Source organism: Acinetobacter sp. Ac_3412 (assembly GCF_013072675.1).
GTDB classification, from domain to species: Bacteria; Pseudomonadota; Gammaproteobacteria; order Pseudomonadales; family Moraxellaceae; genus Acinetobacter; species Acinetobacter higginsii.
In genome coordinates this window covers 301,089-327,866 of record NZ_LXUJ01000009.1, presented here as the reverse complement: position 1 = coordinate 327,866, position 26,778 = coordinate 301,089, and the positions used below count along the sequence as shown (strand labels likewise).

The following is a 26,778-nucleotide window of genomic DNA, read 5'->3' as shown; positions in this document are numbered from 1 at the left end:
GACATTACCCCGAATTGTTGTTAATTTGTGTGTTTTTGTTAAATAGATAAAATTTCTTCGATATTAGTGCTTGTTGAGTGTGGTAGCAATTTATTTTTTCTATTTATTATTCATAATTCCGATTATTAATTTATTGAATTAAAAGATATTTGTTTTATTTAGATAAGCTTAACTTTACAAAAATATTCTTTAATAGGATTAACTTTTTAAATGTATTCGCTTAATTACTTTTCAAAATCTATATAGATTTTTATTTAATCCAAAATTTCAATTTAGTTTTTGAATTTTCGTAAATTCAACTTATCTCTCCTAATAACAAAAACGATATTTCTTATTTTAGACCAAGTCTAACTAGGGAATCCTACTTAACATAGCTAGCTTGTGATGCACTAATAGCATTTAAAGAAACTAATTTTAATTTTTTATCGACATGTTTCAGATGAATAAAATCGTGTATGTAGTCATGGAAAAATACACTTAAAAATCAAACCATTGTTTAAGCTAAATAAAAGACAGATCTCATTAAGCTTTGTAAAAATTAGAGTTTAGTAATGATCTGGCCTGAGACTGGCGAACTATTTTTTAATGTGAAACCGCCACGTAACAGAATAATTGCAGCAATGAAAGCTTGTGGCATTCGTCATCACCCAGCTTACAATGCTCGACATACTTATGCGACGATGATGTTGATGGATGGCCTGAATCCCGTGTTTGTATCAAATCAGATGGGCCATAGTTTGCAAATAATGATGAAATACTATGTAAAATAGATGCATGTCGATAAAATAAAATAGGAAAATTATAAACAGACTGAAGCTGTCAAAAGCCTGTCCAATAAAAAAGCCACTTAAAAAGTGGCTGATTTATATAACGAATTTTGGTGGAGATGGCGGGAGTCGAACCCGCGTCCGCCAGCACTACGCCCGAGAATACTACATGCTTAGATATCGTCTACTATTTTAACTCTTTGTGACCCGACGAACAGGGTACAAATCGCGATCCTCTAAGTTTAGTACAAAGCCCCGAGGCTTGGCTTTATACGGACTTGTGTGCGTGCGCTTCAGTCGGACTCTCTAACCACAAGTATTCAGAGAGGCGGACAAGCTGCCCTTAGGCAGCTAGAGCGTATGATTCGTCGTTTGCGACTAAAAAATGCAAATTTGATTTACGAGAGGAAATGCGCTCTCGGCATGCATCTATGAGTTTCATCACCAGCGTCGAAGCCAGGAACATCCCCAAAGTACAGCGCAATCATAGCATAGATGACTAGAATTTAAATCTTAATTTCTAAGCATCGAGCAAAATATGCGCTTATAACCCTATATTGTTGCGGAACTTACTTTTTCAAGGGCTGGTTTTAGAAAGCTGCCACAAGGGCAGCTTCTTAATTTTGGCTTATAAAGCCCCATTACCTAGCACAATGCCTTCACGGCGAGGATCGACCCCACCCGCGTATTTACTTTGATTATCAATTTTGACTCTCATAATCGTCGCAATACCACTGGTTTGTGCTGTATTGGAAATACCATGGCCTTTTGCCTTTAAACCTTCAATCAGTTCAAGCAAGGATAACTGGTCATTTGAGCTATCAATATTGGTGTTTGGGCTATTGGTCGCACCGAAGTTCACCAATGAAGTCGCCTGCTGTGCATTCAGGTTCCAGTCCAATGCACCAACCAAGGTTTTGACCACATATTGGATAATGGTCCCACCACCCGGTGAACCCGTTGCCATATAAAACTCATCTGCTGTGGTTCCTTTAAACACTAAAGTGGGCGCCATGGTACTGCGTGGGCGTTTGCCACCTTCGACTCGATTCGCCAACAATGCGCCTGTTTGATCGACAGGGTTAGCACTAAAATCAGTTAATTGATTTGATAACAAGAAGCCATCCACCATATGGAATGACCCCATGCTCGATTCAACTGTCGATGTCATGGAAACCACATTGCCATACGCATCAACAATGGTGAACTGAGTGGTGCCATGCTCTACTGTGCTATCAATACCTGCATTTGAGTCGAATTGACCTGCCTGCGCGACACCCATACTTTGGTTCGGATTAATCAGTGCAGCACGTTGTCTTAAATAATTTTTATCAATCAGGCTGGCAATACCTTTCGCAGGTAAAGGCACAAAATCTGTGTCTGCAACATATTTATCACGGTCTGCATAAGCCAAGCGTTCTGTTTCCGAAACCAAATGCACGCCCATAACACCCGGGATCCCCCCCTCATTTTCTGGATTTTGGGGTGGATATTTACTCATCTCAAAGTTTTCTAAAATGCCCAGCGTTTGTGCAACTGCAATTCCACCTGATGATGGCGGTGGCATGGTACAGACATAGTAACGATCACGGTAAGTGCTACAGATTGGGGTTCGTTTTTTAACTTGATAATTAGATAAGTCCTGTAAAGTCATTAAGCTTGGGGTAATTGGTGTACGAGCTGCATCATCCCCGACCGTTTGACCCGCCTTCGCCACAATATTCTGTGCTATCGGCCCACTGTACATGGCTTTTGCGCCTTGAGTTGCGAGTGCTTCAAGGGTTTTAGCATACGCTTTATTGGTCATGGTCTCACCGACTTTACGCGGTGTGCCATCTGGATAGAAATAGGTTGCGACTGCATTAGCATCAAGGGCCAAATGACCTGCATTACTTGCAATCGCATCGGCTAGACGTCCAGGAATTCGAAAGCCATGATCGGCCAAATCAATGGCTTGATTAAACAACTGATCCCATTTCAGTTTGCCATGTTCCTGTTGCGCCTGTTCCAGTAAACGCATTACCCCAGGTACCCCAATCGAACGCCCACTACGGCGGGTACTTGGCACAGGTGCGGGAGATGCAGGATCATATATATCTTGTCGGACCAGGTAGTATTCATTGGCCGCCGCTGGCGCGGTTTCTCGCCCATCATATGCGGTGACGGTTTTGCTTTTCGCATCGTAATACATCATAAAACCGCTACCCGCGATGGTACTGGATTGTGGTTCTACTAAACCCAATACTGCTTGAACAGCAACTGCGGCATCGACGGCACTTCCGCCCGCCCTTAAAATTTCACAGCCTGCCTTTACTGCCAACGGCGTATTCGCCACCACCATATATTTATCGGCATATTTGACTGTATTGTTTAATCGATAACCCGACGCACCTTCAGGTGCTGCTGGATCACCATTCTGATTGGAACCCACCACGACACTCGAGCCATCCTGTGCCAGTTTGCTACAACTGCTAGGGTCTTGATCAATAATCAGATTGGGTTTTGAAGGTTGTCCTGTATTTGAATCTTTGCCTGATTGATCTGATGAGGCGTCATTTCCACATCCCTGTAATACACCAACAGCCAATAAGCTGCTGAAAAGAAATGAATATCTATGATTCACGTGATAACTCCATTATATATACCTGCCTATCCATGCAAATGTCATGCTAGTTTCTTTATTTTCAGGTGTGAAGGTTTTAATATTTGATAAAAATAAACTTTTAATAATATTCAATGATTATAGGCTTTATCTCCTATGCCCAGTAATGTTCCTCCTTGTGATTACAATGCAACCTTTATCGCTTTGAACTGGATTCTGCCACGCTTTGTCTGTATAAAAATAGGCAAAATCTATCAATTCCAAGCCAAAACACTATTTTTATACATAAAAAAAGCACCTACTTAGAGGTGCTTTTAGTTCAGATTCTTTAGTGAGTCGGCATACCACCTGTATTGCCTTTTGGCTTTGGACTCATCCAGATCAAAGCACTGGCAAACACAAACACGATCGCCAACAGCATAAATACATGATTGGCAGACATAGTAATCGCCTCTTTATCGACGAGATTGGCAATCGTGGCGAGTGTCGCATCAGAGGAGAATCCATTCTGCAATAAGGTATTTTGCACTTCTTGCGGATGTAAGTTATTCACCATTTCACTACGTGCCACTTTGGCATGATCATCCCAAATGGTGACTGCAATTGAAGCACCAATCGCCCCTGCCATGGTTCTCAAGAAGTTCATCAAACCTGCTGCCGATGCCATTTCCTGTGGTAAAACCGAGCCCATTGCAATATTTGACAATGGAATAAAGAAGAATGGTACAGCAAAGCCTTGCAAGATTTGTGGCCAAGCCAAAGCCATAAAGTCCGCATCAGTCACCCAGAAGGCACGCATTAAGGTCACGACACCGAGCAGAGCCAAACCAAAACTGGCCAAGGCGCGTGGGTCATATTTAGTCGATAGCTTCGCTACAATGGGCGACATGGTCAGACTACCAAAGCCCATGGTGGCGGTGAGATAGCCTGCCCATGTGGCGGTATAACCTAAATTGATTTGCAACCACTGCGGAATCAGTACAATACTGCCAAAAAAGGAACCAAAGCCAAAGGCCAGCGCCAGTACAGACACGGCGAAGCCCCGATGTCGAAACACATACAAATTGACTACAGGATGCTTTTCGGTCAATTCCCAAATCATAAACACGATAAAACCAACTACGGCAATCAAGGCCAGCATGATAATACTGCTACTATTAAACCAGTCGCGTTCGTGTCCCAGATCAAGCATCAATTGCAGTGCGCCAATCCAGAGCACCAACAGGCCTAGACCAATCGCATCGATCCGCAGTTTTTCAGTTTTGGTTTCAGCCACCGACAACAAACGTATTGCTGCTAAAACACAGAAAATACCTACAGGAATATTGATAAAGAAAATCCAGTGCCAAGACAGATTGTCACTGATGAGTCCGCCAAGGATCGGGCCAAGAATCGGTCCAATCACCGTGGTCATTGCCCACAATCCCATTGCCTGCGCATGTTTTTCAGGTGGGAAAATCCGCATCAATAGCGTTTGGCTCAGTGGCATCAATGGTCCACCACAGAGACCTTGTCCGATACGGAAAAATACCAGCATTTCTAAAGATGTTGCCAAACCACATAGGAATGAAAAGATGGTAAAGCCAATCAGACCAAAGACAAACACGCGAACCGTACCAAAGCGTCCTGCAAGCCACCCTGTTAAAGGTACACAAATCGCTTCCGCAACAGCATAAGAGGTAATGACCCATGTCCCTTGAGAACTAGAAACTGCAAGGTTCCCCGTGATATGCGGCACGGACACGTTGGCAATGGTGGTATCCAATACCACCATAAAATTTGAAAGGGCGATCACAAACGCGGCAAGTAGTAAGCGCCCGCCACTCAGTTCTGCAAATGGATTTTGCGTTTTCATGGCTAGTTACTTCGATGCGAGATCAATATCCGCTTGCATCGACAACCCTACACGCAATGGATGTTCTGCAAGTTCTTTCGGATCAAGGCTGATACGCACAGGTAAACGCTGTACCACTTTAATCCAGTTTCCTGTGGCATTTTGCGCAGGGATCAAGGCAAATGCTGCACCTGTACCGCCTGAGAAACCTTGTACCACGCCGTGATAAACCACGTCATCACCATATAAGTCAGAGCGTAAAGTCACTTTCTGCCCTGCTTTGACTTTCGCCAATTGGCTTTCTTTGTAGTTGGCATCGACATACAGTGCAGAAACAGGCACCACCGACATCATTACGGTTCCAGGCGCAACCCGTTGTCCAATCTGAATATTACGGCGTGCGATGACACCATCAACAGGCGCACGAATCACCGTACGTTCTAAATCCAGTGCCGCTTGTTCCACATGCGCTTTTGCAACTAAAACATCAGGAGTAGATGCTTCATTGACGCCTTGAATTAAGGCTTCATTGGCAGCATAGGTGCTTTCCGCCGCTTTACGGCTTGATGTTGCTTGCGCCAAACCTGCTTGTGCCAAATCCTGACTGGCTTTTGCTGTTGAAACTGCACTTTGCGCCTTGCTTAATTCCTCTTTAGAAATTGCACCCGATGCAGCCAGTTCATTACGACGATTCAATTCCAATGCAGCACGATCATAATCGGCTTGTGCTTTGGTCACTTGTGCCTGTGCACTGGTGATTTCATCATTACGAACCACAACCTGAGAATTTAAAGAACTGCTATTGGCTTGGCTTTGTTTATATTGGCGTTGCGCTTTAGCCAGTTCTGCTTGCGCCTGTGCCAATTGAATCTTGGCATCACGTTCATCAATACGTACCAATACATCGCCTTGTTTGACCTGTTGAGTCTCTTTGACCAAGACTTCAGCCACTTGCCCACTGACCATTGAGGTAATTTGTGCAGTTTCTGCACCGACATAAGCATTATCGGTATTGACCGAATGATTAAAGAATAACGCCCAAATACCATACAGAATTGCAGCGAGAATGAGAATGAGTGCGAAAAATCCAAGGAATTTTTTACGTTTTGCTTTCATTGCATCATCTGATGCCGAATCTGAAGCAGCATCCTGCTGGTTGGCTTGAGCGTCAGTCATAAGTTATTCCTGAAAATTAAAGAGATTTTTAACTTTTGGTTTAATCAGCCGATCAGTTTAATTTTGAAAACTTAACTGAATGTTAAAAAACCAAAAATGAAAAATAAGAACAAAAACCATTTCGCATTTTAACGATAAAAAATCATATGGCGAGATTAAAAAAAATAACTGATGCGTTCAATTCTTATAAATTGATATTTTAATGATGATAAGAAACTTAAAGTTTGGGTTCTAAGCGAGAGATTTCCGTAATCCTCTCTGATACAACAATGCTTAACATACCTATAAAGCATGAAGATATATGTGGAATAGGCTTGTGTATTTGGCTGAATTTGTTCTAATGAACTTAGGTGGAATAATGGTTTTTGCACAGCAACCCATTCTTCCACACGAGAAAAACTCAGTCATTTATGGATCAGAATGGCATTTTTCTTGCTGCTAAAACAACAAACACTTAGCTAGGTGAAAGGACGATGACATCACTCAGCCAAAATATGGATCTTATCCATCATTCGCATCAGGCCGACTTTGCTCAAGATCTGATGTCAATGATCTGTGGTGAACACCGCTTGGATACCCTATGTCGAGAAACCCTCGATTTTCATTATGACGGGATTCGTTTACCGCATAAAAAAATGGCGATCGGAACCATTAGTTATGGAGCCAATGTCGCCATCAATATTGCCAATCTGAAAGCCTATAGCATCAGCCTGCCCTTTCATGGCAAACAAACGCTGAGTATCCGTGGCGCAAAATACCAATCCGATGCTCAAACCGGTTTGATTGTCTCCAATCAGGACTTACAGGATTTGGTCATCAATCAGGACTGTCAAAAATTTCAGGTGGTGATTCCCGAAAACAGCCTGCAACTGGTCCTGTCCGAACTGCTGAATCAACCGATTGAAGAAGCCATCGTCTTTAACCCTGAAATTTCACTGTCGATGACTGGCTTGATGCAAGCATGGTGGCACAATATTGAAAATTTCTTGCAGCTTAAATCGCATTATGCCGACTTTTCAGGCCTACCCATGTTTTCCGAAGACTATGAAAATTTTGTGATTAAAGCCCTGCTGCTGTCTCAGGAAAATAATTATTCTGCGGCATTGCATGACCGCTGCAACCGAGCTGAGCCAGCCTATCTATGCAAAGTAAAAAACTTTATCATTCAGCATGCTCATGAAGCCCTCAATGCCGAAAGCCTTCACATCTTGGCAGGTGTGTCTAAATCCAAACTCTATGCCGAGTTTCAGCAGCATTATGGCCTGAGTCCAATGGCCTACCTACGTAAATATCGCCTACAGCAAATCTATAAAATATTGAGTAATACCGCCAAGCATCAAAAAATTTCCATCTCTAAACTGGCTTATGACTGGGGTTTTAATCATCTCAGCCGCTTCGCGCAGGAATATAAAGATGAATTTGGAGAAAAACCGAGCGAAACCCGAAATAAACATGAGTGAACATTCTTAAATAAAAAAAGCCCAGTCAACGTACTGGGCTTTTTTATCCATTAATTGGTACTTAACACTGGATTGGCTTTGTTGTTCTGACGCATGGCTTTTAAGCTCAAGGCAATGAAAGCGATAAAGGTCGGCAAGGCCAGCAAATAGAAAATTCCGCCAAGGCTGATCTCGTAAGTAAAGATATAAGAACCAAAGAATGCCCCAAAGATGGCACCAACGCGACCAATGCCATGCATCCACGACACCCCAACCGCACGACATTGCGATGGATAAAACAATGCCGCCAAAGGTAGCAGTGACGATTGTGCCCCTGTCAGCAATGCCCCAATCAGGAAAATACTGATGCCAAGCAATAGGATGCTGGAACTAACGAAGCCCGCAACAATAAACATGATAAATGCAGTCAGGTAGGCATATTTAATCACCTGAGTTGGATTCAGTTTATCCATATACCAACCCATGATGATGGCACCAATCACCCCACCAAAAGGGAAAATCGCGGCAATTAAACTAAACTGTTGTGTGCTAAAGCCTGCGGTTTTTAAAATAGTTGGCATCCAGCTGGTTAGCAAATAGAACACTAACAGGCTCATAAAACAGCACAGCCATAACATCACAGAACCCCACAAATATTTGCCCAAAACTGTTTTCACGGGGCTTTCACTGCGATCTACATCAAGGTGTGGCAACTCGATTTTAACGGTGTCGGTAAATGCATGGCCTTGAATCTTTGCCAGAATCTGTTGCGCTTTGGCCTGCTGCTCTCGTTTGATCAGATACGGGACTGATTCAGGTAGTTTCAGTAATAAAGCCACCACGAGGAACAAGGGAATAATACCACCCAAAATCACCACTTTGGCCCACCCGAGATTTTCCAACAAATAGGCAGACAACAAACCACCACAGGAAATCCCCAACATAAATCCACAACCCGCCAAACCAGTCAGAAAGGCTTTGCGTTTCGCGGGCATATATTCAGAAACAATGGTACTGATGTTTGGCATCGCCGCACCCAAGCCCACACCGGTAATAAAACGGTAAATCATCAAGTCCTGCGTGGAAGAAGCAAAACCACACAAGATGGTAAATACAGAAAATAATAAGGTAGTGAACACAATCACCCCTTTGCGCCCAAACCGATCTGCCAATGGCCCTGAAATAATTGCACCGATCGACATCCCGACCAGTGCAGCACTGAGCACGGGTGCCAATTCAGGTTTACTGATACCCCAATCATCCAATAAGGCAGGCGCAATAAAACCAATAATCCCGGTATCTAAACCATCACAAAAAAACACCAAGAAACCCAGTGTAAATACCAGCCATTGCAGCGGCGATAAACTGTCACGATTGATTACTGTATTAACATCAACTGTCTTCATCTTTATTCCCTTAAAAGCAAATTCTGTTAAAACGTCTGTTGGTTGGATCAATTAAATATGTGCAGTCAATCTCTCCTTCAGAGTCGTCTGATTGCATACATCCGATATTTTTAATGTTGAGGATGATATTTTTGATGAATAAAAAAGGGATGTTCATCACGATGTTCCATCCCTTTCTCTATTAAGCATCGAGTGCAATACGTGCACTGTTACTCTGTAAAAACTTCTCGCTATAGAGACGGTAATTACTTAATGCTTGCTCATCCAGCCAACTTTTGACCGCTTCGATCATCGGCGGTGGCCCGCATAAATACATATCAAAGGCTTGTTCCGCCAGTTGCTCCCGATTCAGGTGCTGATGGATATAACCTGTTTTGCCTGTCCAAGTTTCCGAAGCTTGGGTGACGATGGGTTGATAGTTAAAATTAGGCATCCGTTCTGCATAGGCCTGTAAACGCGCTTGCTCACATAAATCGGTTGCCTGATTGACCCCGTAATACAACTGAATCGCAGGTGCATCGGCTTGCTCGGCAATATTGTCTAGCATGCCTAAAAAGGCGGATAGACCTGTGCCACCTGCAATAAACACCAGTGGTCGTTGCACTTCACGCAAATAGAAACTGCCCAAAGGTGCTTCCATCATGATGGTCTGACCGAGTTGGCAGCGTTCACGTAAATAATTACTCATCACCCCATCAGGCAATAAACGAATTAAAAATTGCAGTTGATTGTCAGGATTAGGCCGATTGGCAAAGGAATAAGAACGCCAATCCTCTGTCTCTGGAATCTGCAAACGCGCATATTGACCCGGTAGAAACTCAAGTTGCTTGGCATGAGCACTGGCATCAACATGCAGGATGGCGGTGGTCTCGGACACCAGTTCAAGCTTAGTCACTTTGCTGGCAATTTTTAAGGTTTCACCTGCATGGCACATCTCGGAGCTATGATCAAAATAAAAGGCAGCATTGGATTTGACTCGTGTTTGGCAGGCCAGCATTTTACGCTCAGCCAAATCACGCTCGCTCAAGGCATCTTCATCGACATATTCCTGTTCATAGCTGCCAGTTTCGCATTGGCCCTGACAGGTCCCGCACACGCCCTCACGACAATCCAAGGGTAAATTGATACCCTGACGAATGGCGGCATTGAGCAGTAACTCATCCTCTTGGACTGAAATAAAAAAGGTTTTTCCATCGGCAAAATTAAGCGCAACTGAATGTCCCATCATGATGCTCCCTTAAACATGATAAAAATCTAAGACCGAATCAATTTTGTCATTCAGCAAAATCGTGTGCTGACGGCGAATACGGAATCCTTCCGCTGTGGGTCTTAACAGATAAGTGGCATGTCCATAGAAACAACCTTCCAGACCTTGACGGTTATATAAAGTGCTCCATCCGACTTTGGCTTCAATCAAACCCTCTGGCAGGGTTTTCACCTGTACATTTTGAATACTGTGCTGCGTGCGTGGTAAGGGTGTCGCCGATGCCGCTTTGCCTGTACGAATACGAAATACGCGATCCTCAAGTCCTGAGCGATCAGCATAATAGATATAAGACAAGCCCTGATTCGGATCTTCGACATATCTGTGGTCATCAATCCATTGTGGAATGTGATATTCACTATCTTCATCATACAATTCCAGATAGGCATCCCAATCATAGCGATCACACAGTTCAGACTTTTGATATAAAAATTGTGAAACAGCAAAATGTAATTCAGCAGTCATGGCTTAGGCCTCCTCTGTCACAGTATCTAACTGGTAGGTAATATCCTGCATTTTTAAGGCCTTGCGATTTAAGCCATCCAGCATTAGACGCTGCCATTGACCGTGCTGATTGACATACAAGCCCTCATGCGTCAGTTCACGGCCCGTGATTACGGGCTGAATCCCGAGATCCTGTGCATTCTGCGTCAGCTCATAACACCATTTATGCTGTCCACGAGAAATATCACTCCAGCGCTCCAAACGCGCTTGGAAGCCTTTTTGCTGTTCACGGAATTCCACCAGATCATCGGGCGTACCTAAGCCAGAGACATTGAAAAAGTCTTCAAACTGGCGAATGCGGTTACGACGTGCCTCAGTCGACTCACCTTTTACCGCCAGACATTGGCTAATCACTTCGGTTTTATTCCACGCCACTGGACGCACAATCCGCAATTGAGAACTGATCTGATCCATAAAGAATAAGCTTGGATATAGGTTTAGGTTTCTGAGCCGATGCATCGCCCATTCAGCACGCTTAGCACCATATTTTTCCACCAGATATGGCATCACCGTGTCATAGCCAGGACGCACCGCTGGATTTGGCATGTCACTGAATAGAACACTGTGACCATTTTTAAAACTGAACCAGCCATCATCGGTTTGGTTATCGCCTGCACCTAATTTGCTGTAATCCAAGGTATCCAGATCATCGCCTTTGGCGGCATTGACCTGTTGGCGATGTTGTACAGTTGAGACATAGTTATAGTGCACAGTACTGACGTGATAGCCATCCAGACCATTTTCATTTTGCAGTTTCCAGTTTCCTGCAAAGGTATAAGCAGATTTGCCTTGCAAGACTTCCAACTCACCTGTTGGCGACTGTTCCACCATTAAATCGAGGAATACTTTGGCATCCCCCAAAAAGTCTTCAAGGGTATCTGTGGCTTGTGTGTCCAGACTGACAAAGACAAAGCCACGATAACTGGCAATGCGTCCCTGTTTTAGTCCACGACTCGACTTATCAAAATCTTCACAATATTCAGCAGGCGCTTTGACCTTGACCAAACGGCCATCCGACTTATAACACCACGCATGGAAAGGACAGGTAAAGGTGGATTGATTGCCTTTGGCCACGCGGGTTAAGGTTGCACCGCGATGCTCACAGGCATTAACCATGGCATGCAGTTGGCCTTGACCATCACGGCTAATAATCAGCGGTTGGCGTCCAATTTGAACAGTTAAAAAATCATGATTGTTGGGAATTTCACTTTCGTGACAGGCGTAGATCCAGACTTTTTCAAAGATCAATTCCATTTCCAAATCGAAAAGTTCAGCCTCAGTGAACATCTCGCGTGCAATACGAAATACACCCTCTTTCGGGCGAAAATCCAAACATCCTGTGATGAAATCTTGCCATTCTGCAACATTACGTGGAGCCATTTTTATCTCCTCCAATCCATAAAAACCTTTTCATGATTGAAGCCTGATTTATGGCTGGACTCTATCCACTTTTTCCAGATCTCTATCCAGTTTGGGAATTATTTGGGGATTGCTCTATTGCAAGATGATGAAGCCAATTGAGGTGGAAGTATTCGCGCCCCAACTTGACTTATCGAATGATGTTTTAACAAAATAGGCTGTTAATTTTTAATCGCCCGTGTTGCCAAAAAGGTTGGCATAAATTGATCCACCAAAAAGCGTGGTTGTGGTTGATCATCTTCATAAAAGCTTTTAATAAGAAAACCTGCGGCCAGTTGCCCCTGAATTAAATCCGTTAGGCTATGTCCAAACACTACAGCCTCACCCGCTTGCAGCTTGGCATTGAGCGCCTCTGTACTCAGATCTTGAAGATCGGAATAAGGTAATCTATAAATCGGGTGAATCAGCCCCTGTTTGGCATATTCAGGATTACGATCTGCTATAAAAACCACAGGATTATAAAAACTGGCGATTAAAACCCCTTGCGGTTTGAGTACCCGATAGCATTCCCGCCATACCGCTTCAACATCGGCAACATACAGGTTTGAAATCGGCTGGATGATCAGATCAAATTCAGCATCCTGAAATGCCTGCAAATCACACATATCTCCCTGCACGGTCTTGAGCTGAAGCCCTTCGCGTTCCGCAACCATTCGGTCTTGCTGTAATTGTTGATCAGAAAGATCAAAGACCGTGACATTCGCGCCCGCAGCCGCCAACACAGGTGCTTGTTGACCACCAGCAGAGGCTAAGCACAGGATGTTTTTTCCGACAATATCGCCGAGCCATGCTTTGGATAATGGTCTTGGCGTGATATGTAGCTCCCAATCACCATGACGTGCTGCGCGAATCAGTTCATGACTGACGGGACGTGACCAAGCTTGCTGTTCTCTCGCCTGCTGATCCCAAGCTACACGATTATGGCTGAGAAAATCGAAATGATGGATTGGCTTTGCCACAAATGAAGCTCCCTTTTCTGACGCTTAAATCGTTCAAGATAGAAATACGATATCAATGCAAAAAAAGGAAGCGGAGTTCAGGACAGAAGCTACTGCCTAAAAGACAGCTGAGCTTGTGCAAGCTAAATTAATAGGCATACGAAGCAATCGCGGTTGCAATCGCTTTATCTTCATCATTAACCATGGTCATACGCATGGTGCAACCTTTACGACCTAAGCGTAAGGTTTCCGCGCGGGCAATAAAATGTTTGCCACGTCCCGGTGCCAGATAATCCACCCGCATATCCACCGTCGCTAAACGGGAAACTTTTTTGATGGTATCGGGTAAATCTTCTGGTGTGGCACGGCGATAAAGCTGCTCCATCGCAACCACCCCACCAATACTGTCCAGAATCGTGGCTGCGACACCCCCATGTAAAATCTGAAATGCAACGTTCCCCACCAGTTCTGGCTGCATCTCAAAATACGCTTCAATCTGATCATCAACCACTCGCATGACCATGCCACTGTATTTAAAAAATGGACAGGCATTGAATGCCTTACACAGCTGTTTTAAAACCACTTGGTGGTCTGCCTTAGCACCTAGCTGAATATTCCCAGTCCAGTTTCTCTTTACATCATTCATACGCGGCCTACACTCAATGGAAAGAATAACTTTCCATTATTTTGCACAAATCTAAAAATATGGGGCTACAATAGCGGGGTTCTGTAATTGGGTAACAGCGCTAAGCTCTCCCTAGCCTGACTTAATACCTCAATTATTCCTATAGTGTAATACTGAACATCGAGATTGTTATGACTTATACGTTCAATCGTCCAGCTTTTCCTGCGACTCGCATGCGCCGTATCCGTAAAAATGACCAACTTCGTGCCATGGTCAGCGAAACGCATTTAACTGCGAATCACTTGATTTATCCAGTGTTTGTATTACCAGGACAACAACAAACCCAAGACATTCCAAGCATGCCCAATGTGCAACGCTTGTCGGCTGATTTATTACTAAAAAAAGCAGAAACCTTGCTTGAACTCGGGGTTTCAAAACTTGCCTTATTCCCTGTCACACCACAACAAGATAAAAGCTTAACAGCGGAAGCTGCTTGGGATGACAATGGCTTGGTTCAGGCGACCTGCCGTCTACTCAAAAAAGAATTGCCAGAAATGGTCCTGATTACCGATGGTGCGCTTGATCCTTATACCACGCATGGTCAAGACGGTATTATTGATGACACGGGTTATGTACTCAATGATGAAACCGTTGAATGCTTAGTGAAACAAGCACTCAGTCATGCTGCGGCTGGTGCCGATGTAATTGCCCCAAGTGACATGATGGATGGTCGTATCGGTGCGATTCGTCAAGCCCTTGAGCAAAATGATTTTATCTACACCAACATCATGGCCTATTCAGCAAAATATGCCTCAAGCTTCTACGGTCCTTTCCGTGATGCGGTTGGTTCTGCCAGTAACCTGAAAGGTGGCAATAAATACAATTACCAAATGGACGTAGGTAACCGTGCCGAAGCCTTGCATGAAATCGCACTGGATCTGCAAGAAGGTGCGGATATGGTGATTGTCAAACCGGGTATGCCTTATCTAGATGTAGTTCGTGAAGTTAAAGATACTTTTGGGGTGCCGACCTTTATCTATCAAGTCAGTGGTGAATACGCCATGCTTGCGGGTGCGATTCAAAACGGTTGGCTCTCTGACAGCGTGATTCTAGAATCGTTGATGTGCTGCCGTCGTGCAGGTGCAGATGGGATCTGGACCTATTTTGCCGAAGATGCAGCCCGTAAATTAAAAGAGATGAAATAATTTCCTTTTATTTAGAATGTTCTAAAATTTGATACGCGGAAACGTCATCTGCAACCTGCGCAGTGCTAAAAAGATATAAGATATTGGACTTATAGCTGAATGCATAAAGCTGAAAAAATTGAACAGGTTTTGCAGATGACAATGCCTTTGCTTACTTTGGGCAAAACCAAAGTAAGTCCAGCTGAAAGCCAATCCTAAAATAGATTGAGAACTCGGCAAGACTCCGCCGTGTATTTATTCTGAGTAATTTAGATCAAATTTGGGCGTTCACCCCAATTAAGCAAATAAAACTGGTTTAACATGCATATTGCCATCATTGGTGCAGGTATTAGTGGCTTAATGTCAGCATTGGAACTTGCTGAACAAGGCTGCTCTGTCGATATTTTTGACCAACAACTTGCAGGTCAAGCAGCCTCATGGGCGGGTGGAGGTATCCTTTCCCCCATGTATCCTTGGCGTTATGCGCCCGAAGTCAATCAGCTAGCCCAATACGGCAAACCGCTCTACCAAACATGGAATGAAAAACTACTTCCCATCACTGGTATTGATTTTCAGATCCACGATACAGGCATGCTGATCTTTGATCAGGAAGATTTCGAGATCGGCTTAAATTATGCCTCTCGGTACCAAGAACCGATGCAGCAATGCGAACTGCTCAATCGCCCCAAACTCGAAAACATTAATCCCTATATTTCCCAGAAATTCCAACAAGCTATTTATTTCCCACAACTGTCCAATGTCCGTAATCCACGTTTATTACAATCGTTAATTTGCTACTTAAAACAGCACCCTGCCGTGCGCTTCTTTGAACAATGTCCTGTTAAAAAATTAATTATTCAGAATAAGAAAGTGCTCGGAATTGAAACTGAAGATGGTCGAAAATTTAGCGCAGATCATGTCGTGATTACGTCTGGGGCATGGAGCCAGAAATGGCAGCAACAGATTCAATGCCATATCCCCGTGCATCCCGTACAAGGGCAAATGCTGTTATTTAAAACGCCTGAAAACTGGCTACCGACCATGTGCATGAATCGGGTGATGTATCTGATTCCACGTCAAGATGGTCATATCGTCTGTGGTTCAAGCATGGCAGATACGGGCTTTAGTACTGCGGTGGATGAACACACTCAACAGGATATTCTCAGTGCTTGTTTAGATATGGTGCCTGAATTAGCACAATTTCCGATTGTAAAACGCTGGGCAGGTTTACGCCCAAGTTCTCCACAAGGCATTCCCTATATCGGCGCAATGCCTGAACTGGAAAATCTTTGGGCCAATTTTGGACATTTCCGCAATGGTCTATGCATGGGCTCAGGTTCAGCACGTTTGCTCCGTCAACTCATTTTAGGACAAGAGACGCTGGTTGATCCGAATGCTTATTCACCTTCGCGCTTAAAGCAACAGAATTTAATTTCTTGCTAGAATTTCGGTCAAAGCTCCATTCAAATCTGGATATTGAAATTGAAAGCTCTGTTCCAGCAAGGCCTTGGGCACCACATATTGACCATTTAAAATAAGCTGTGCTTGCTCGCCAAGCATCGATGTAAATACGCACTTAGGCATTCGCATAAAAGGTTTACGCTTTAAAATGTGAGCAGCCGTTTGAGCAAATTGTTGTTGATTGATTTGTTCAGGTGCGACAAGGTTATACACCTTTTGACTATGATTAGATTTCAATAGAAAAACCATGGCATTCAGTACATCTTGGATATGAATCCAAACCACAGGTTGTCGTCCTGAACCAATTTTTGAAACCGCATTCAATCGAATCGGTAACAGCATTTGTGGCAAAATCCCACCCTGTCCAAAAACCACACCTAAACGAATGATCTTGGTATTTTGTTGATTAAATTTTAATGCGATTTGCTCCCACTTCTGGCAAAGCTCAGACATAAAAATCGCTTGCGGTGAGGTATTTTCATCACAAACAAGCTTCCATTGTTCTTGTGGATCAATACCGTAATAACCAATCGCAGAACCAGAAATAATACATTTCGGAAAAATTTGCCGTTGTTCCAGCCATTGATACAGTTGCTCTGTCACCGCAACACGGCTATGTATTAATTGCTGTTTACGTTGTTCCGTCCAACGTTTTGCACCAATATTTTCACCAGCCAGATTAATCACATAATCAATTTGTTGCGTTTCAACTTGATCAAGAGCATTCACCCAACGTAGCGCTGAATGCTGAGAAACTCGATTTGGCTGTCGGGTCAGTGCAATAATTTGATATTGTCGTTCTAATAAAAAAGGCAACAAATGAGAACCAATAAAGCCACTTGCGCCTGTGATTAAAATCGTCTGTTTTTGCATTGCACCCTCATCCTGCATGATATTGATCAGCTCGATATCTAAGTCTTAGCAGAATGAAAGTGAATTACAAGTGAACTTTGTTCAACTAGTTGAACATTTTATTGGCCATTCTTTGTGCTTGCGGTCCATAAAACCAATAGGTAATTAAGAATAACGGTACAGCAATCACAAACCACATCGCCAATACCGTCAGCAAAAATTGGGGCTGTTTCAGATAGAGTAAAAAGTTCTGCCAAACTTCAGGATCTTTACGTGCAAAAATAAACAGACCGAGGAGTAAGCCACATGCGTTATAGCCCCAAAAGATCAGACTAAAGCCGATGCTTAAACGTTTTCGTTCCTGTGGCGTCGGTGCACGGCGTTGTTGCTTGAGAAATTTGAATAAAATAACAATGATCGCAATTAAATAAGGAACCGCAGTCAACACGCCACCAATACTATTTGGTAAAATAGCTGCCAATACACCTGCCAACAATGTTGCAGTAAAACAAATTATAAAAAACCAGATATAGTACAAACGCAATGAAATCATAAAGATAAACCTAATTAGACTGGCTTTAGAAAATAATTATAAATTTTTTTCACTTTTTTTTCATTTTTATGTCAACCAATCCTCAACCAGTAGCGTTATATAAGGTACAAGGTCGCAGCAACCGATTGTACATTGCACGGCATCCGCAATGTTTTCGGTGACCTTTCATTATGACTCTCCATCTTTAACAATGGTTGTGTTAGCAGCCAGAACCATTGAAAAAGATTTTGACCGACGATTTATCATCACTCGAATCGTCGGTTTTTATTTGCCTGAAATTTGTATTTTAATTAAACCGTATCGGCAACATACATTTTAATCAGTCCACCCTCATCTTCTGTCACCGTGGTTAAGAATGTCCAGCCACACCTTTCGTAAAAATCATCTAGATCTGTCACCAGATAAAGCTTTTCAAATCCTAAACTTCTCATTTCTGCTCGGGCAAAATCCAATAGTTGTTTGGCGATATTTTGCTTTCGGTAAGTTTCCTCAACAAACAAAGCACATAGGTTTGGACTGAGATCTTTGCGCTCATGGAAATCATTGTCGATCACTCCAGTGCCAGCAATGATGTGCTGATGTTCATTCAAAATCACATACCATTGCGGAACTCCCTCTGGCTGTTCAATCGAGGTTTGTATGCTGTCTCGATAGGCCTCAATAGGAATCCCCCATTTATCTGAAAACCAGATTGCAGCCTGTTCTTGCAATTCAGGATGATTCGCTAATTTAATAATTTTCATCAATACAGAATTAACCTCTTATATCTTACTCAAATGTATTCAACGCGTTTTTATGATTAAACCGCAAAATGCGCAGCTGCTTACATAAATGTCTCGTCTTTCAATTCCATATCTCTTTAGAATAATTCTACGACTATAAAAATTAGGGACAGATTGAATGAACAACATTATTTATTTTGAAATTCAGTCATCAGATCCACAACGTGACATTCACTTTTATCAATCCGTATTTGCCTGGCAATTTGAAAAAGTAGAAGGCCTACCGATTGAATATTATCGTATCGCAACCACAGGAATTCATGGTGGTTTATTACAACGTCCTGCAGCAACACCAGCAACAGGATGTGGAACCAATGCCTTTACCTGTAGTATAGAAGTGGCAAATTTCGATGAAACTGCAGCTAAAATCCTAAGTTTAGGTGGGATTATCGCCATGGATAAATTTGCGATTCCGAACCGCTGCTGGCAAGGCTATTTCATCGACCTCGATCATAATACCTTTGGGATTTGTGAAATCGATGAACAGGCGCAATAACTTGCCAAACTCAAGTTAAATTAAAATTGTTACCGCCCCTTAAACTGCGGTGGGCGTTTTTCTAACATGGCGCGAACCCCTTCTTGAGCATCTTCGGATACAAACAACGGCATCAAATAATTGTTCATTTTTTCAAATGCAACTGTTTGGCCTTCCACGACTGCATCGGTAGCAGATGCCAATAAAGCTTGCACTGCCAACGGTGCGGCACTACAAATCTCTTTGGCAATTTCCAAGGCCCGTTCAAGTTGTTGCCCAGATTCCACCACTTCAGACAGGAGATTCAGCTCATACGCCGTTTTGCTATCAAAGGTCTTCCCCGTCAATAAATAAGGCATAGCTTTTTGCCAACCAGCAGCTTGTACAAAGCGCACCGTTGCCCCACCAAAAGGCATAATCCCTCGTTGCACTTCAAGCTGGCCAAATACTGTATTTTCGCTGGCAATCACCACATCAGCATTCAGCATGAGTTCCACGCCAGCGGTATAACAAATCCCTTGGACAGCCACCACCACAGGCTTAGTTCGATGCCGCCCGCCCGTTCCCCACGGATTAATCTGCTCAGCCTCAAAATTAAAAATACCTTGTGAAATTTTGGACTGTAATTCCACCAGATCTAAGCCTGCAGTAAAGTGATCACCATGCGCAAAAATCACGGCACAGCGCAGTTCAGGCTGGTTTTCATATTCGGTAAGTGCCAGAGATAGGTCATGAATCATATGGCTATCAAAAGCATTGCGTTTTTCCACACGATCCAGACCGATCAACATAATCTGATCCATGACTTCACGGCTTACTTGACCTAAGCTCATTTTATCTTCCTCATTGTTAAAATAATGGCATTGAGATCAAACTAGAGCATCGTTGAAAAATGATCAAGGCACATCTTGTAGTGCTTTTCTGCTCATCAAGGCTCTCCCTTCCACCTGAATACGTGCTACCTTATTCGGGTTTATTTTATTTTTAGATTCATTTATGACCGTGCGTTTTTTTCATACGTCTGACTGGCATTTGGGGCAGTTTTTTTATAATCATTCCCGCCACTACGAACATGAACAATTTCTGACATGGTTACTTCAGCAGATCAAAGCAAAACAACCACATGCTTTACTGATTGCGGGTGATATCTTTGATGTGATCAACCCGAGCTCACAGGCACAAAAACAACTCTATCAATTCCTTGCCGATGCACATGAACTTGCCCCACATATGCAAACTTTGATGATTGCAGGCAATCATGATTCGGGCTATCGCATTGAACAAGTCGAGCCCTTATTAGAAAAATACAATGCGAAAACGGTCGGTGTGATTCGCTGGAATCAAGATAAAACATTGGATTTAGAACGTTTAATTTTGCCAATTTATGATCAACAAAAGCAGATTGTGGCATGGTGTATTGCCCTGCCATTCCTACGTTCAGCTGAAATCACAGGTTTTAATGAGCACACTACCAATAGCCAAAATGCGATTGCTTATCTACACCAACAATTAATTGAAGAAGCTAAACGTCGTAAAACCGATGATCAGGCCCTGATTCTGATGTCACATGCGCATATGCAAGGTGGGGAAACTTCGGATTCAGAACGACCGATTATTATTGGTAATGAAGAAGCCCTATCTACAGCTCTGTTCAACGACAGCTTTGATTATGTAGCACTGGGGCATTTGCATAAACCACAAAAAGTACAGCATCCACATATTCGTTATAGTGGTTCACCGATTCCACTGTCATTTAGCGAAATCAAATACAATCACCAAGTGGTTGAAGTTACGATTGATCCTAAAAAAAGTGAAGATTCGTTTAACTTTGAAGCTTTGCCGATCCCCAGAAGTATTCAATTGTATAAAATTAAAGATGAACTTACTGTAGTCATGCAACGCCTTCGCAATCTGCCAAATGAACCGATCGAAAACCTTGAGCATCGTGAATATGTCGATATCGAATATCACACCACGACGCCACCACAGCCCAATTTACGACAACAATTTGAAGATGCTTTGCCCAAAGATCGGTATCGACTGGTGCGCATTTCCAGACAATATCTATCCAATGAAACTAATGCCGAGAACAAGCAAACTATTAGCTTAGAACCACCGACACCCGAAAAACTATTTCAGCAAATTTGGGAGAAAAAAGGCTATCACGCCGATGATGAAGTCACTCAAGACTTTATGAGTTTGGTCGCAGAAGCACAAAAGCAACTTGAAGATGATCAGACTGTTTAAGGACCTGCCATGAAAATTTTATCAATTCGACTGAAAAATTTGGCATCTCTGGCAGATGAACATTTTATTGATTTTGAAACTGAGCCTTTGGCCAGTGCGGGACTGATCGCCATTGTCGGAAAAACCGGTGCGGGTAAATCTACGATTTTAGATGCCATGTGTCTGGCGTTATTTAATAAAATTCCCCGTCTCAAAGAAAGTGACGGCAAACTGTTAGATGTCGATGGTTCGGAACTACTCACCAACTCCCCTTTAACGGTTCTACGTCGCGGTACAGGACATGGTTTTGCTGAACTGTGTTTTGTGGCACAAGACCAGAAACATTACCTCGCACGTTGGGAAATTAAACGTGCCCGTGAAAATGCCAGTGGCAAACTGCAAAGTGTACAACGCTCACTGAAATGCCTGACCGATGGCGTGGTGATTGCAGATAAAACCAAAGCGGTTGAAGCACATATTCAACAAATTACTCAACTGAGTTTTGAGCAATTCACCCGTGCGGTACTGTTGGCACAGTCCGAAGTCACCGCATTTTTAAAAGCACGCGATAATGAGCGTGGTGAATTATTAGAATATCTGACCAATTCCAGTATTTTTGCCAAAATTGGACAACTGGCGTTTGAAAAGACTCGTGAAATAAGCAACCAACGCAAACAACTCGAAAATGTACTCGGTCATATTGAAATCCGTTCAGATGAAGAGGTTACCGAATTACAGACTCAATTTCAGCAGATACAACAACAGGTTCAACAGTTGGAAGCCGACAAAGTTCAGCTTAATCAAAAGCAACAATGGTTTGAACAGCGACAGAAACTCGAAACTGAAATCACACTGAAACAACAACAGCATGACATTCAAATTCAAGCACATCAGGCTTTAGCCGCAGATCGCAATCGACTCAGCCAACTCGAAACCTTTTCAGGCATTCGTCCGATTGTGTTCCAACAGCAGCAATTGGAAAAAGCACTGCAACAGCTTGAACCGCAGATTCAACACAAGCAGCAGCAATTTACCACTGTAAGCACCCAATTTGAGCAAGAAAAAACAGCTTATACACAGGCTGAAACAGCCTTACAGCAATTTCAGAGTTTTGAACAAAACCATCAGCATGAACTCAGCCAAGTGCGTAAATATGTACAGGAACGGGAATATATTGCCGATGAATATAAGAAAACCAAAGTTCGCTTAAACCAAAACGAAGCGCAACAACAACCATTACTTGAGCAACAGCAGCAGTTTGAACAAAGTCGCCACAGTCTATCCATACAACAACAAAGCTGCTCTGAACAACTGCAACAGAGCGCGCAATTCTCCACTTTAGATAAAGGCTTGAATGCACACCTTCAACAACTGCAGCAATTTATTCAGCAATACCAAAAAGTCGAACAGAATTTAGGTTCGATTCAACAGGCTCAGTCCAAGCTTGAACAAGATCAGATCGTGTTGAATGAGCTCATTCAAAAATTTGGCACACCACAACAGATTGAAAGCCATCTTGAACAGAAACAAAAACTCAGAGAACAACAACAGGCCCGACTAAGTCAATTTGATCTGATTCAACAAAAACTACAGCATTATTTTGAACTTAAAAAAGAACGGGATGAACTAAGCCATAAGCTCAGTAGCACGCAGCTACAACATCAGCAGCTGGACCAACAACTGCAAACTAGCCAAGGCGAATTCCAGTCTGCAAAAACTGAACGGGAAAAATTGCAGCAGATATTGCAACAACAGCGTTTATTACATGCTGAAAATATTGAACATCTCCGTGCAGAACTCAAACATGGTGAAGCCTGTCTGGTCTGTGGCAGCACCGAACACCCCTATCGTGATGATGCCAGCCAGCTCTCCAAAGCCTTGTATGAGCTGCAACAACAGCAAGAGCAACAGGCCATTCAACAGGAACAACAATTTTTCCAGCTTTGGCAAAATACACAACAGCAATTTACCCAGATTCGTACCGAACTGACGCAATTGCAATCCGCAGTGCAACAAGCAGATGACAAATTCAAGCTGCAACATCAGGAATTAGTCAAACATGCAGCACAGTTCGAGATCCTACTAGATTTAACTCAGTCGCATGCGGAAATCACTACAGTTCAACAGCAATACATCAATGAGGCAACCCAGTTCAAACAGCAGATTGAAATTGAATTACAGCAACTGCATCAGGCCAATAAAGACCACTATCACCTGACTCAAACGATTCAAAATATCCGCTATCAACTCGAAAGCGTACAGCAGTCACAGCAACAGATTCAACATATTGTAGATTGCCTGAGCAGCGATGAACGAGGCTTATGGCAGCAGCAGACGCTAAGCTACACCCAACAGTTAGCACAACGTTTACAGCAACGCGCTCAACAACTTGAACAAGCTGAAACACTCAGCAAACAACAGCAGCAGCTTGAACAGCAACTGAATCTATTAAAATCCAATTTAACCAGCTTGATTACTCAACATACGGAGTTTAGCCTGCAACTCAAAGATGTCGAGATTAAAGGCAAACAAAATACAGACTCAGCGCATCAACTGATTGTGGCAATGACAGGCTTAACCGAACTTAAAGCCAATGAATGGTTAAACCAACACGATCAACAGCGTCAGCAACTCCAAAATCAATATCAGCAGATCAAGCAGCGTTTTGAACAGGCTCGTCAAAGTTTTGAACAGCAGAAAAATGAACTGGAACAGCTCAAAGCCCAACAGCAGCAACAACAATCTACCCTCATCCAATCCAAGACTGAAATTCGAGCATGGTTAGACCAGCATGCTGAATTTGAAGAACATCAATTAGCTGATTTACTTGCTATTCGAGCTGAACAAGAACAGCACATTCGAACATCGCTACAACATGCAGAACGCTTGCTCAATGAAGCCGCCTCTGCCCTAAAAACATTGCAACAGCAATTACACATGCATCAGCAACAACAGCCACCCATCGAATACACTCAGTTGCTTGAGCACATCCACCTCAATCGTGAGAAGCTACAACAGCAAGGCGAACAACGTGATCAGTTCAAGCTGAAACTGGAACTACATCAACAAAACCTTGCCAAGCAAAAGCAATTTGCAGATCAAATCCAGCAGATTCAGCAGCAGGAACATCGCTGGAATAAAATTTCCAGTTTAATTGGCGATTCTAAAGGTAAGGATTTCCGTGATTTAGCCCAGCAATATAATCTGGATATTCTGCTTGAATATGCCAATCAACAACTCAGCATGTTGTCACAGCGTTATACCTTAAAACGTTTGGATAACTCCCTCAGTCTAGCCATCATTGACCATGATATGGATGGAGAAACCCGTTCAGTGGCTTCTCTGTCTGGTGGTGAGTCCTTCCTCACTGCCCTTGCAATTTCTTTGGCAATTGCCAATATGGCCTCGGGTTCCATGAAAATCGAATCCCTGTTTATTGATGAAGGTTTTGGGACGCTAGATGCCTCTTCGTTGCATATGGTGATGAATGCGCTGGATCAACTGCAAAGCCAAGGGCGTAAAGTGGTCTTAATATCGCACATTCAGGAAATGCATGAGCGTATTCCTGTACAAATTCAGGTACAACCTATTGGATCAGGTTCGAGTCGGATTGAAGTGGTGGGATAAATGTAATCTTTACTTATGGAAATGAAAAAATGCAACAAAATGATCTATATCAATTTATACCAATATTCAAACGTATTTCCGATCAACAACTTGCGGAATACGTTTGTTTATATAACTTAGACACAAAACAATATGCTGTGTTATGCACTAATTTTTATAGCCCCACCTCCTCGAGTGAGGATCATGCTTATTTTAAAAAACTAACCATTGAGTTACTACTTGAGGAATCTCCTCAGTCTCGCTGTAAATGGTTTTCTTCAATTGAACAAGCAATTAACCAACACGATTTAGAATTTAGTTAGTTACACTTTCAGATTGAACTCATGTGTGAGCAAATTCTATCATGATTAAATAATCACCATGCTTAAATCACATGAATCAGAAAAAAGCTGTTATTTTCGACCTCGATCAAACCTTACTAGATCGAACAACGTCGTTAATAAAATTCCTTACTTGGCAGGTTAATTTCTTTCAATTGGTTGCTGCCGATGATAGAGAGCCATTTATCCAACGCTTTCTTGAATTAGATGATAATGGCAAAGTTTGGAAAGATCGTGTTTATGAAAATCTGATTCATGAATTTTCAATTCAAGGTCATGCTAAAGAAATCCTTTTAGCCAGTTATATCAATGATTTTAATAAATTTTCATGCTGCTTTGAACATGTGGAAAACATTATCATCCAATTAAAACAGCAAGGCTATTTAATTGGATTAATCTCTAATGGCAGAACGCCCTTTCAAGAACATAATTTTTATGCGCTAGGGCTGACTGAATACTTTTCTAGCATCATTGTTTCCGAGGCAGTTGGACTCAGAAAACCCGATCCCGCAATTTTTCTATTATCTTGTCAGCAGCTTGGTGTTCACCCAAAAGATTGTATCTTTGTCGGAGATAATGAACTGGCAGACATACAAGGTGCACAGGCTGTCGGGATGAAAAGCATTTTCTTTCATCCCAATCCAGCGATTTCCTCAGCAATAGCTGATCAAAATCTTCATGATTTTAAAAACTTCATCGAAAAATTAAAAGGCTTAAAGTAAATAACTTAAAAAAAGAAAATATGCACAAAGCCCTTTAAAAATTCAGGCATAACCATTTGGTCAAGTTCGAAGTCATTTAAGGGATGAATTAGGTTCTAATTGGACCCCTTTTTGAACTTTAAATTTTGTCGTAGGCTGTTTTCATCTCAGCACAAACAGATTTGGTTTCGAGCACAGACTTTTGAAAGCCCTTTAAAGTATCATCAAATGTTGTATATTCTTTAGCAAACTCCTGGTCAAACTGTTTTCTATATTTTTGATTATTATTAAACATCTTAACAATTTGATTTTGATGTACACATGCCCAATGCGCATCAATGACCTCATCTTGTTGCGAATCATTTCCAGTATTTTCAGCTAGTTTTGCAATTAAAAACATAAAAGTTTCTTTAAAATCCTGATATGTTTTATGCTCAGAAATAACTGCTTTTTCAATTTCAGGTGTTGGAGTTGCCTTACTAGAAGTACATATAACAACAATTAAAACAGTCAATATGCATTTTGCGATATTCATTTATATACCTACATTTTAAATAACAGAGGCTAGATTACCTTCTATTCATTTATCATTATTGGCCGATCAAAATCTATATGATTTTAAA

The 26,778-nt window shown here is 42.4% G+C and carries 22 protein-coding genes, 1 other RNA gene and 1 pseudogene; 9 read left to right on the top strand and 15 right to left on the bottom strand.

The window, feature by feature from the left end; all coding sequences use genetic code 11:
- Positions 1 to 548: 548 nt before the first annotated feature.
- A pseudogene (locus tag A7P54_RS18985) lies at positions 549 to 770 on the top strand (site-specific integrase); the annotation flags it as partial.
- A gap of 108 nt (positions 771 to 878) precedes the next feature.
- On the opposite strand, the gene ssrA reads toward A7P54_RS18985, so the two are convergent.
- From ssrA to A7P54_RS10000, 4 genes are all read right to left on the bottom strand, one after another.
- Positions 879 to 1,237, bottom strand: a transfer-messenger RNA (tmRNA) gene (gene ssrA, locus A7P54_RS10015).
- A 158-nt stretch (positions 1,238 to 1,395) separates the two neighbouring features.
- Entirely contained in the window at positions 1,396 to 3,390 is a 1,995-nt protein-coding gene (gene ggt / locus A7P54_RS10010) for a gamma-glutamyltransferase (RefSeq protein ID WP_171549465.1), read from the bottom strand.
- Between the two features lie 307 nt (positions 3,391 to 3,697).
- Positions 3,698 to 5,224 carry a DHA2 family efflux MFS transporter permease subunit gene (locus A7P54_RS10005; protein WP_005205372.1) on the bottom strand — a complete coding sequence of 509 codons (1,527 nt, stop codon included), beginning with the start codon at positions 5,222 to 5,224 and terminating at the stop codon, positions 3,698 to 3,700.
- A 6-nt stretch (positions 5,225 to 5,230) separates the two neighbouring features.
- The gene (locus tag A7P54_RS10000; protein WP_171549464.1) at positions 5,231 to 6,379 is read right to left on the bottom strand and encodes an HlyD family efflux transporter periplasmic adaptor subunit; all 1,149 of its coding nucleotides are present in this window, start codon (positions 6,377 to 6,379) and stop codon (positions 5,231 to 5,233) included.
- 473 nt (positions 6,380 to 6,852) lie between these two features.
- Between A7P54_RS10000 and A7P54_RS09995 the strand changes: the two genes are divergently transcribed.
- On the top strand, positions 6,853 to 7,839 hold the full coding sequence (locus tag A7P54_RS09995) for an AraC family transcriptional regulator (protein WP_171549463.1): 987 nt from the start codon (positions 6,853 to 6,855) through the stop codon (positions 7,837 to 7,839).
- Between the two features lie 50 nt (positions 7,840 to 7,889).
- Here the strand turns inward: A7P54_RS09995 and A7P54_RS09990 are convergent, their stop codons facing one another.
- The 6 genes from A7P54_RS09990 to A7P54_RS09965 all read right to left on the bottom strand — a co-directional run bounded on the left by A7P54_RS09990 (position 7,890) and on the right by A7P54_RS09965 (position 13,995).
- A complete protein-coding gene (locus A7P54_RS09990; RefSeq protein WP_171549462.1) occupies positions 7,890 to 9,224 on the bottom strand; it encodes an MFS transporter in 1,335 nt (444 codons plus the stop codon).
- A gap of 181 nt (positions 9,225 to 9,405) precedes the next feature.
- The gene (gene antC / locus A7P54_RS09985) at positions 9,406 to 10,455 is read right to left on the bottom strand and encodes an anthranilate 1,2-dioxygenase electron transfer component AntC (RefSeq protein ID WP_171549684.1); all 1,050 of its coding nucleotides are present in this window, start codon (positions 10,453 to 10,455) and stop codon (positions 9,406 to 9,408) included.
- 6 nt (positions 10,456 to 10,461) lie between these two features.
- Positions 10,462 to 10,953 carry an anthranilate 1,2-dioxygenase small subunit gene (gene antB, locus A7P54_RS09980; protein WP_004805221.1) on the bottom strand — a complete coding sequence of 164 codons (492 nt, stop codon included), beginning with the start codon at positions 10,951 to 10,953 and terminating at the stop codon, positions 10,462 to 10,464.
- Between the two features lie 3 nt (positions 10,954 to 10,956).
- Positions 10,957 to 12,372 carry an anthranilate 1,2-dioxygenase large subunit gene (antA, locus tag A7P54_RS09975; RefSeq protein WP_171549461.1) on the bottom strand — a complete coding sequence of 472 codons (1,416 nt, stop codon included), beginning with the start codon at positions 12,370 to 12,372 and terminating at the stop codon, positions 10,957 to 10,959.
- Positions 12,373 to 12,572: 200 nt separating this feature from the next.
- The gene (locus A7P54_RS09970; RefSeq protein ID WP_171549460.1) at positions 12,573 to 13,370 is read right to left on the bottom strand and encodes a methyltransferase domain-containing protein; all 798 of its coding nucleotides are present in this window, start codon (positions 13,368 to 13,370) and stop codon (positions 12,573 to 12,575) included.
- Between the two features lie 127 nt (positions 13,371 to 13,497).
- A complete protein-coding gene (locus tag A7P54_RS09965) occupies positions 13,498 to 13,995 on the bottom strand; it encodes a thioesterase family protein (protein ID WP_167248043.1) in 498 nt (165 codons plus the stop codon).
- A gap of 170 nt (positions 13,996 to 14,165) precedes the next feature.
- Here A7P54_RS09965 and hemB point away from each other — a divergent pair, with 170 nt between their 5' ends.
- Positions 14,166 to 15,179, top strand: coding sequence for a porphobilinogen synthase (hemB, locus tag A7P54_RS09960; RefSeq protein ID WP_004805213.1), 1,014 nt, complete (start codon positions 14,166 to 14,168; stop codon positions 15,177 to 15,179).
- Between the two features lie 300 nt (positions 15,180 to 15,479).
- Positions 15,480 to 16,601 carry a glycine oxidase ThiO gene (gene thiO / locus A7P54_RS09955; protein ID WP_171549459.1) on the top strand — a complete coding sequence of 374 codons (1,122 nt, stop codon included), beginning with the start codon at positions 15,480 to 15,482 and terminating at the stop codon, positions 16,599 to 16,601.
- Here thiO and A7P54_RS09950 read toward each other — a convergent pair.
- From A7P54_RS09950 to A7P54_RS09940, 3 genes are all read right to left on the bottom strand, one after another.
- Positions 16,587 to 17,492: a TIGR01777 family oxidoreductase gene (locus A7P54_RS09950; protein ID WP_171549458.1), complete on the bottom strand. Its 906-nt coding sequence runs from the start codon at positions 17,490 to 17,492 to the stop codon at positions 16,587 to 16,589. The genes thiO and A7P54_RS09950 overlap by 15 nt on opposite strands.
- 85 nt (positions 17,493 to 17,577) lie before the next feature.
- Positions 17,578 to 18,024 carry an ABZJ_00895 family protein gene (locus tag A7P54_RS09945; protein WP_004805207.1) on the bottom strand — a complete coding sequence of 149 codons (447 nt, stop codon included), beginning with the start codon at positions 18,022 to 18,024 and terminating at the stop codon, positions 17,578 to 17,580.
- 290 nt (positions 18,025 to 18,314) lie between these two features.
- Complete coding sequence (locus A7P54_RS09940; RefSeq protein ID WP_004805205.1) at positions 18,315 to 18,767, bottom strand: GNAT family N-acetyltransferase; 453 nt, start codon at positions 18,765 to 18,767, stop codon at positions 18,315 to 18,317.
- 157 nt (positions 18,768 to 18,924) lie between these two features.
- Between A7P54_RS09940 and A7P54_RS09935 the strand changes: the two genes are divergently transcribed.
- Positions 18,925 to 19,302: a VOC family protein gene (locus tag A7P54_RS09935; protein ID WP_004805203.1), complete on the top strand. Its 378-nt coding sequence runs from the start codon at positions 18,925 to 18,927 to the stop codon at positions 19,300 to 19,302.
- Between the two features lie 29 nt (positions 19,303 to 19,331).
- Here the strand turns inward: A7P54_RS09935 and A7P54_RS09930 are convergent, their stop codons facing one another.
- On the bottom strand, positions 19,332 to 20,114 hold the full coding sequence (locus A7P54_RS09930; RefSeq protein WP_171549457.1) for a crotonase/enoyl-CoA hydratase family protein: 783 nt from the start codon (positions 20,112 to 20,114) through the stop codon (positions 19,332 to 19,334).
- 163 nt (positions 20,115 to 20,277) lie between these two features.
- Here A7P54_RS09930 and A7P54_RS09925 point away from each other — a divergent pair, with 163 nt between their 5' ends.
- From A7P54_RS09925 to A7P54_RS09910, 4 genes are all read left to right on the top strand, one after another.
- A complete protein-coding gene (locus A7P54_RS09925) occupies positions 20,278 to 21,528 on the top strand; it encodes an exonuclease SbcCD subunit D (protein ID WP_171549456.1) in 1,251 nt (416 codons plus the stop codon).
- Positions 21,529 to 21,537: 9 nt separating this feature from the next.
- Positions 21,538 to 25,134, top strand: a complete 3,597-nt coding sequence (locus tag A7P54_RS09920) for an AAA family ATPase (protein ID WP_171549455.1) — start codon at positions 21,538 to 21,540, stop codon at positions 25,132 to 25,134.
- A 29-nt stretch (positions 25,135 to 25,163) separates the two neighbouring features.
- Positions 25,164 to 25,436: a hypothetical protein gene (locus A7P54_RS09915; RefSeq protein WP_005190908.1), complete on the top strand. Its 273-nt coding sequence runs from the start codon at positions 25,164 to 25,166 to the stop codon at positions 25,434 to 25,436.
- Between the two features lie 71 nt (positions 25,437 to 25,507).
- Entirely contained in the window at positions 25,508 to 26,176 is a 669-nt protein-coding gene (locus A7P54_RS09910) for an HAD family hydrolase (RefSeq protein ID WP_171549454.1), read from the top strand.
- 118 nt (positions 26,177 to 26,294) lie between these two features.
- On the opposite strand, the gene A7P54_RS09905 is transcribed toward A7P54_RS09910, so the two are convergent.
- Complete coding sequence (locus A7P54_RS09905) at positions 26,295 to 26,690, bottom strand: hypothetical protein (protein WP_065342667.1); 396 nt, start codon at positions 26,688 to 26,690, stop codon at positions 26,295 to 26,297.
- Between the last annotated feature and the right edge of the window lie 88 nt (positions 26,691 to 26,778).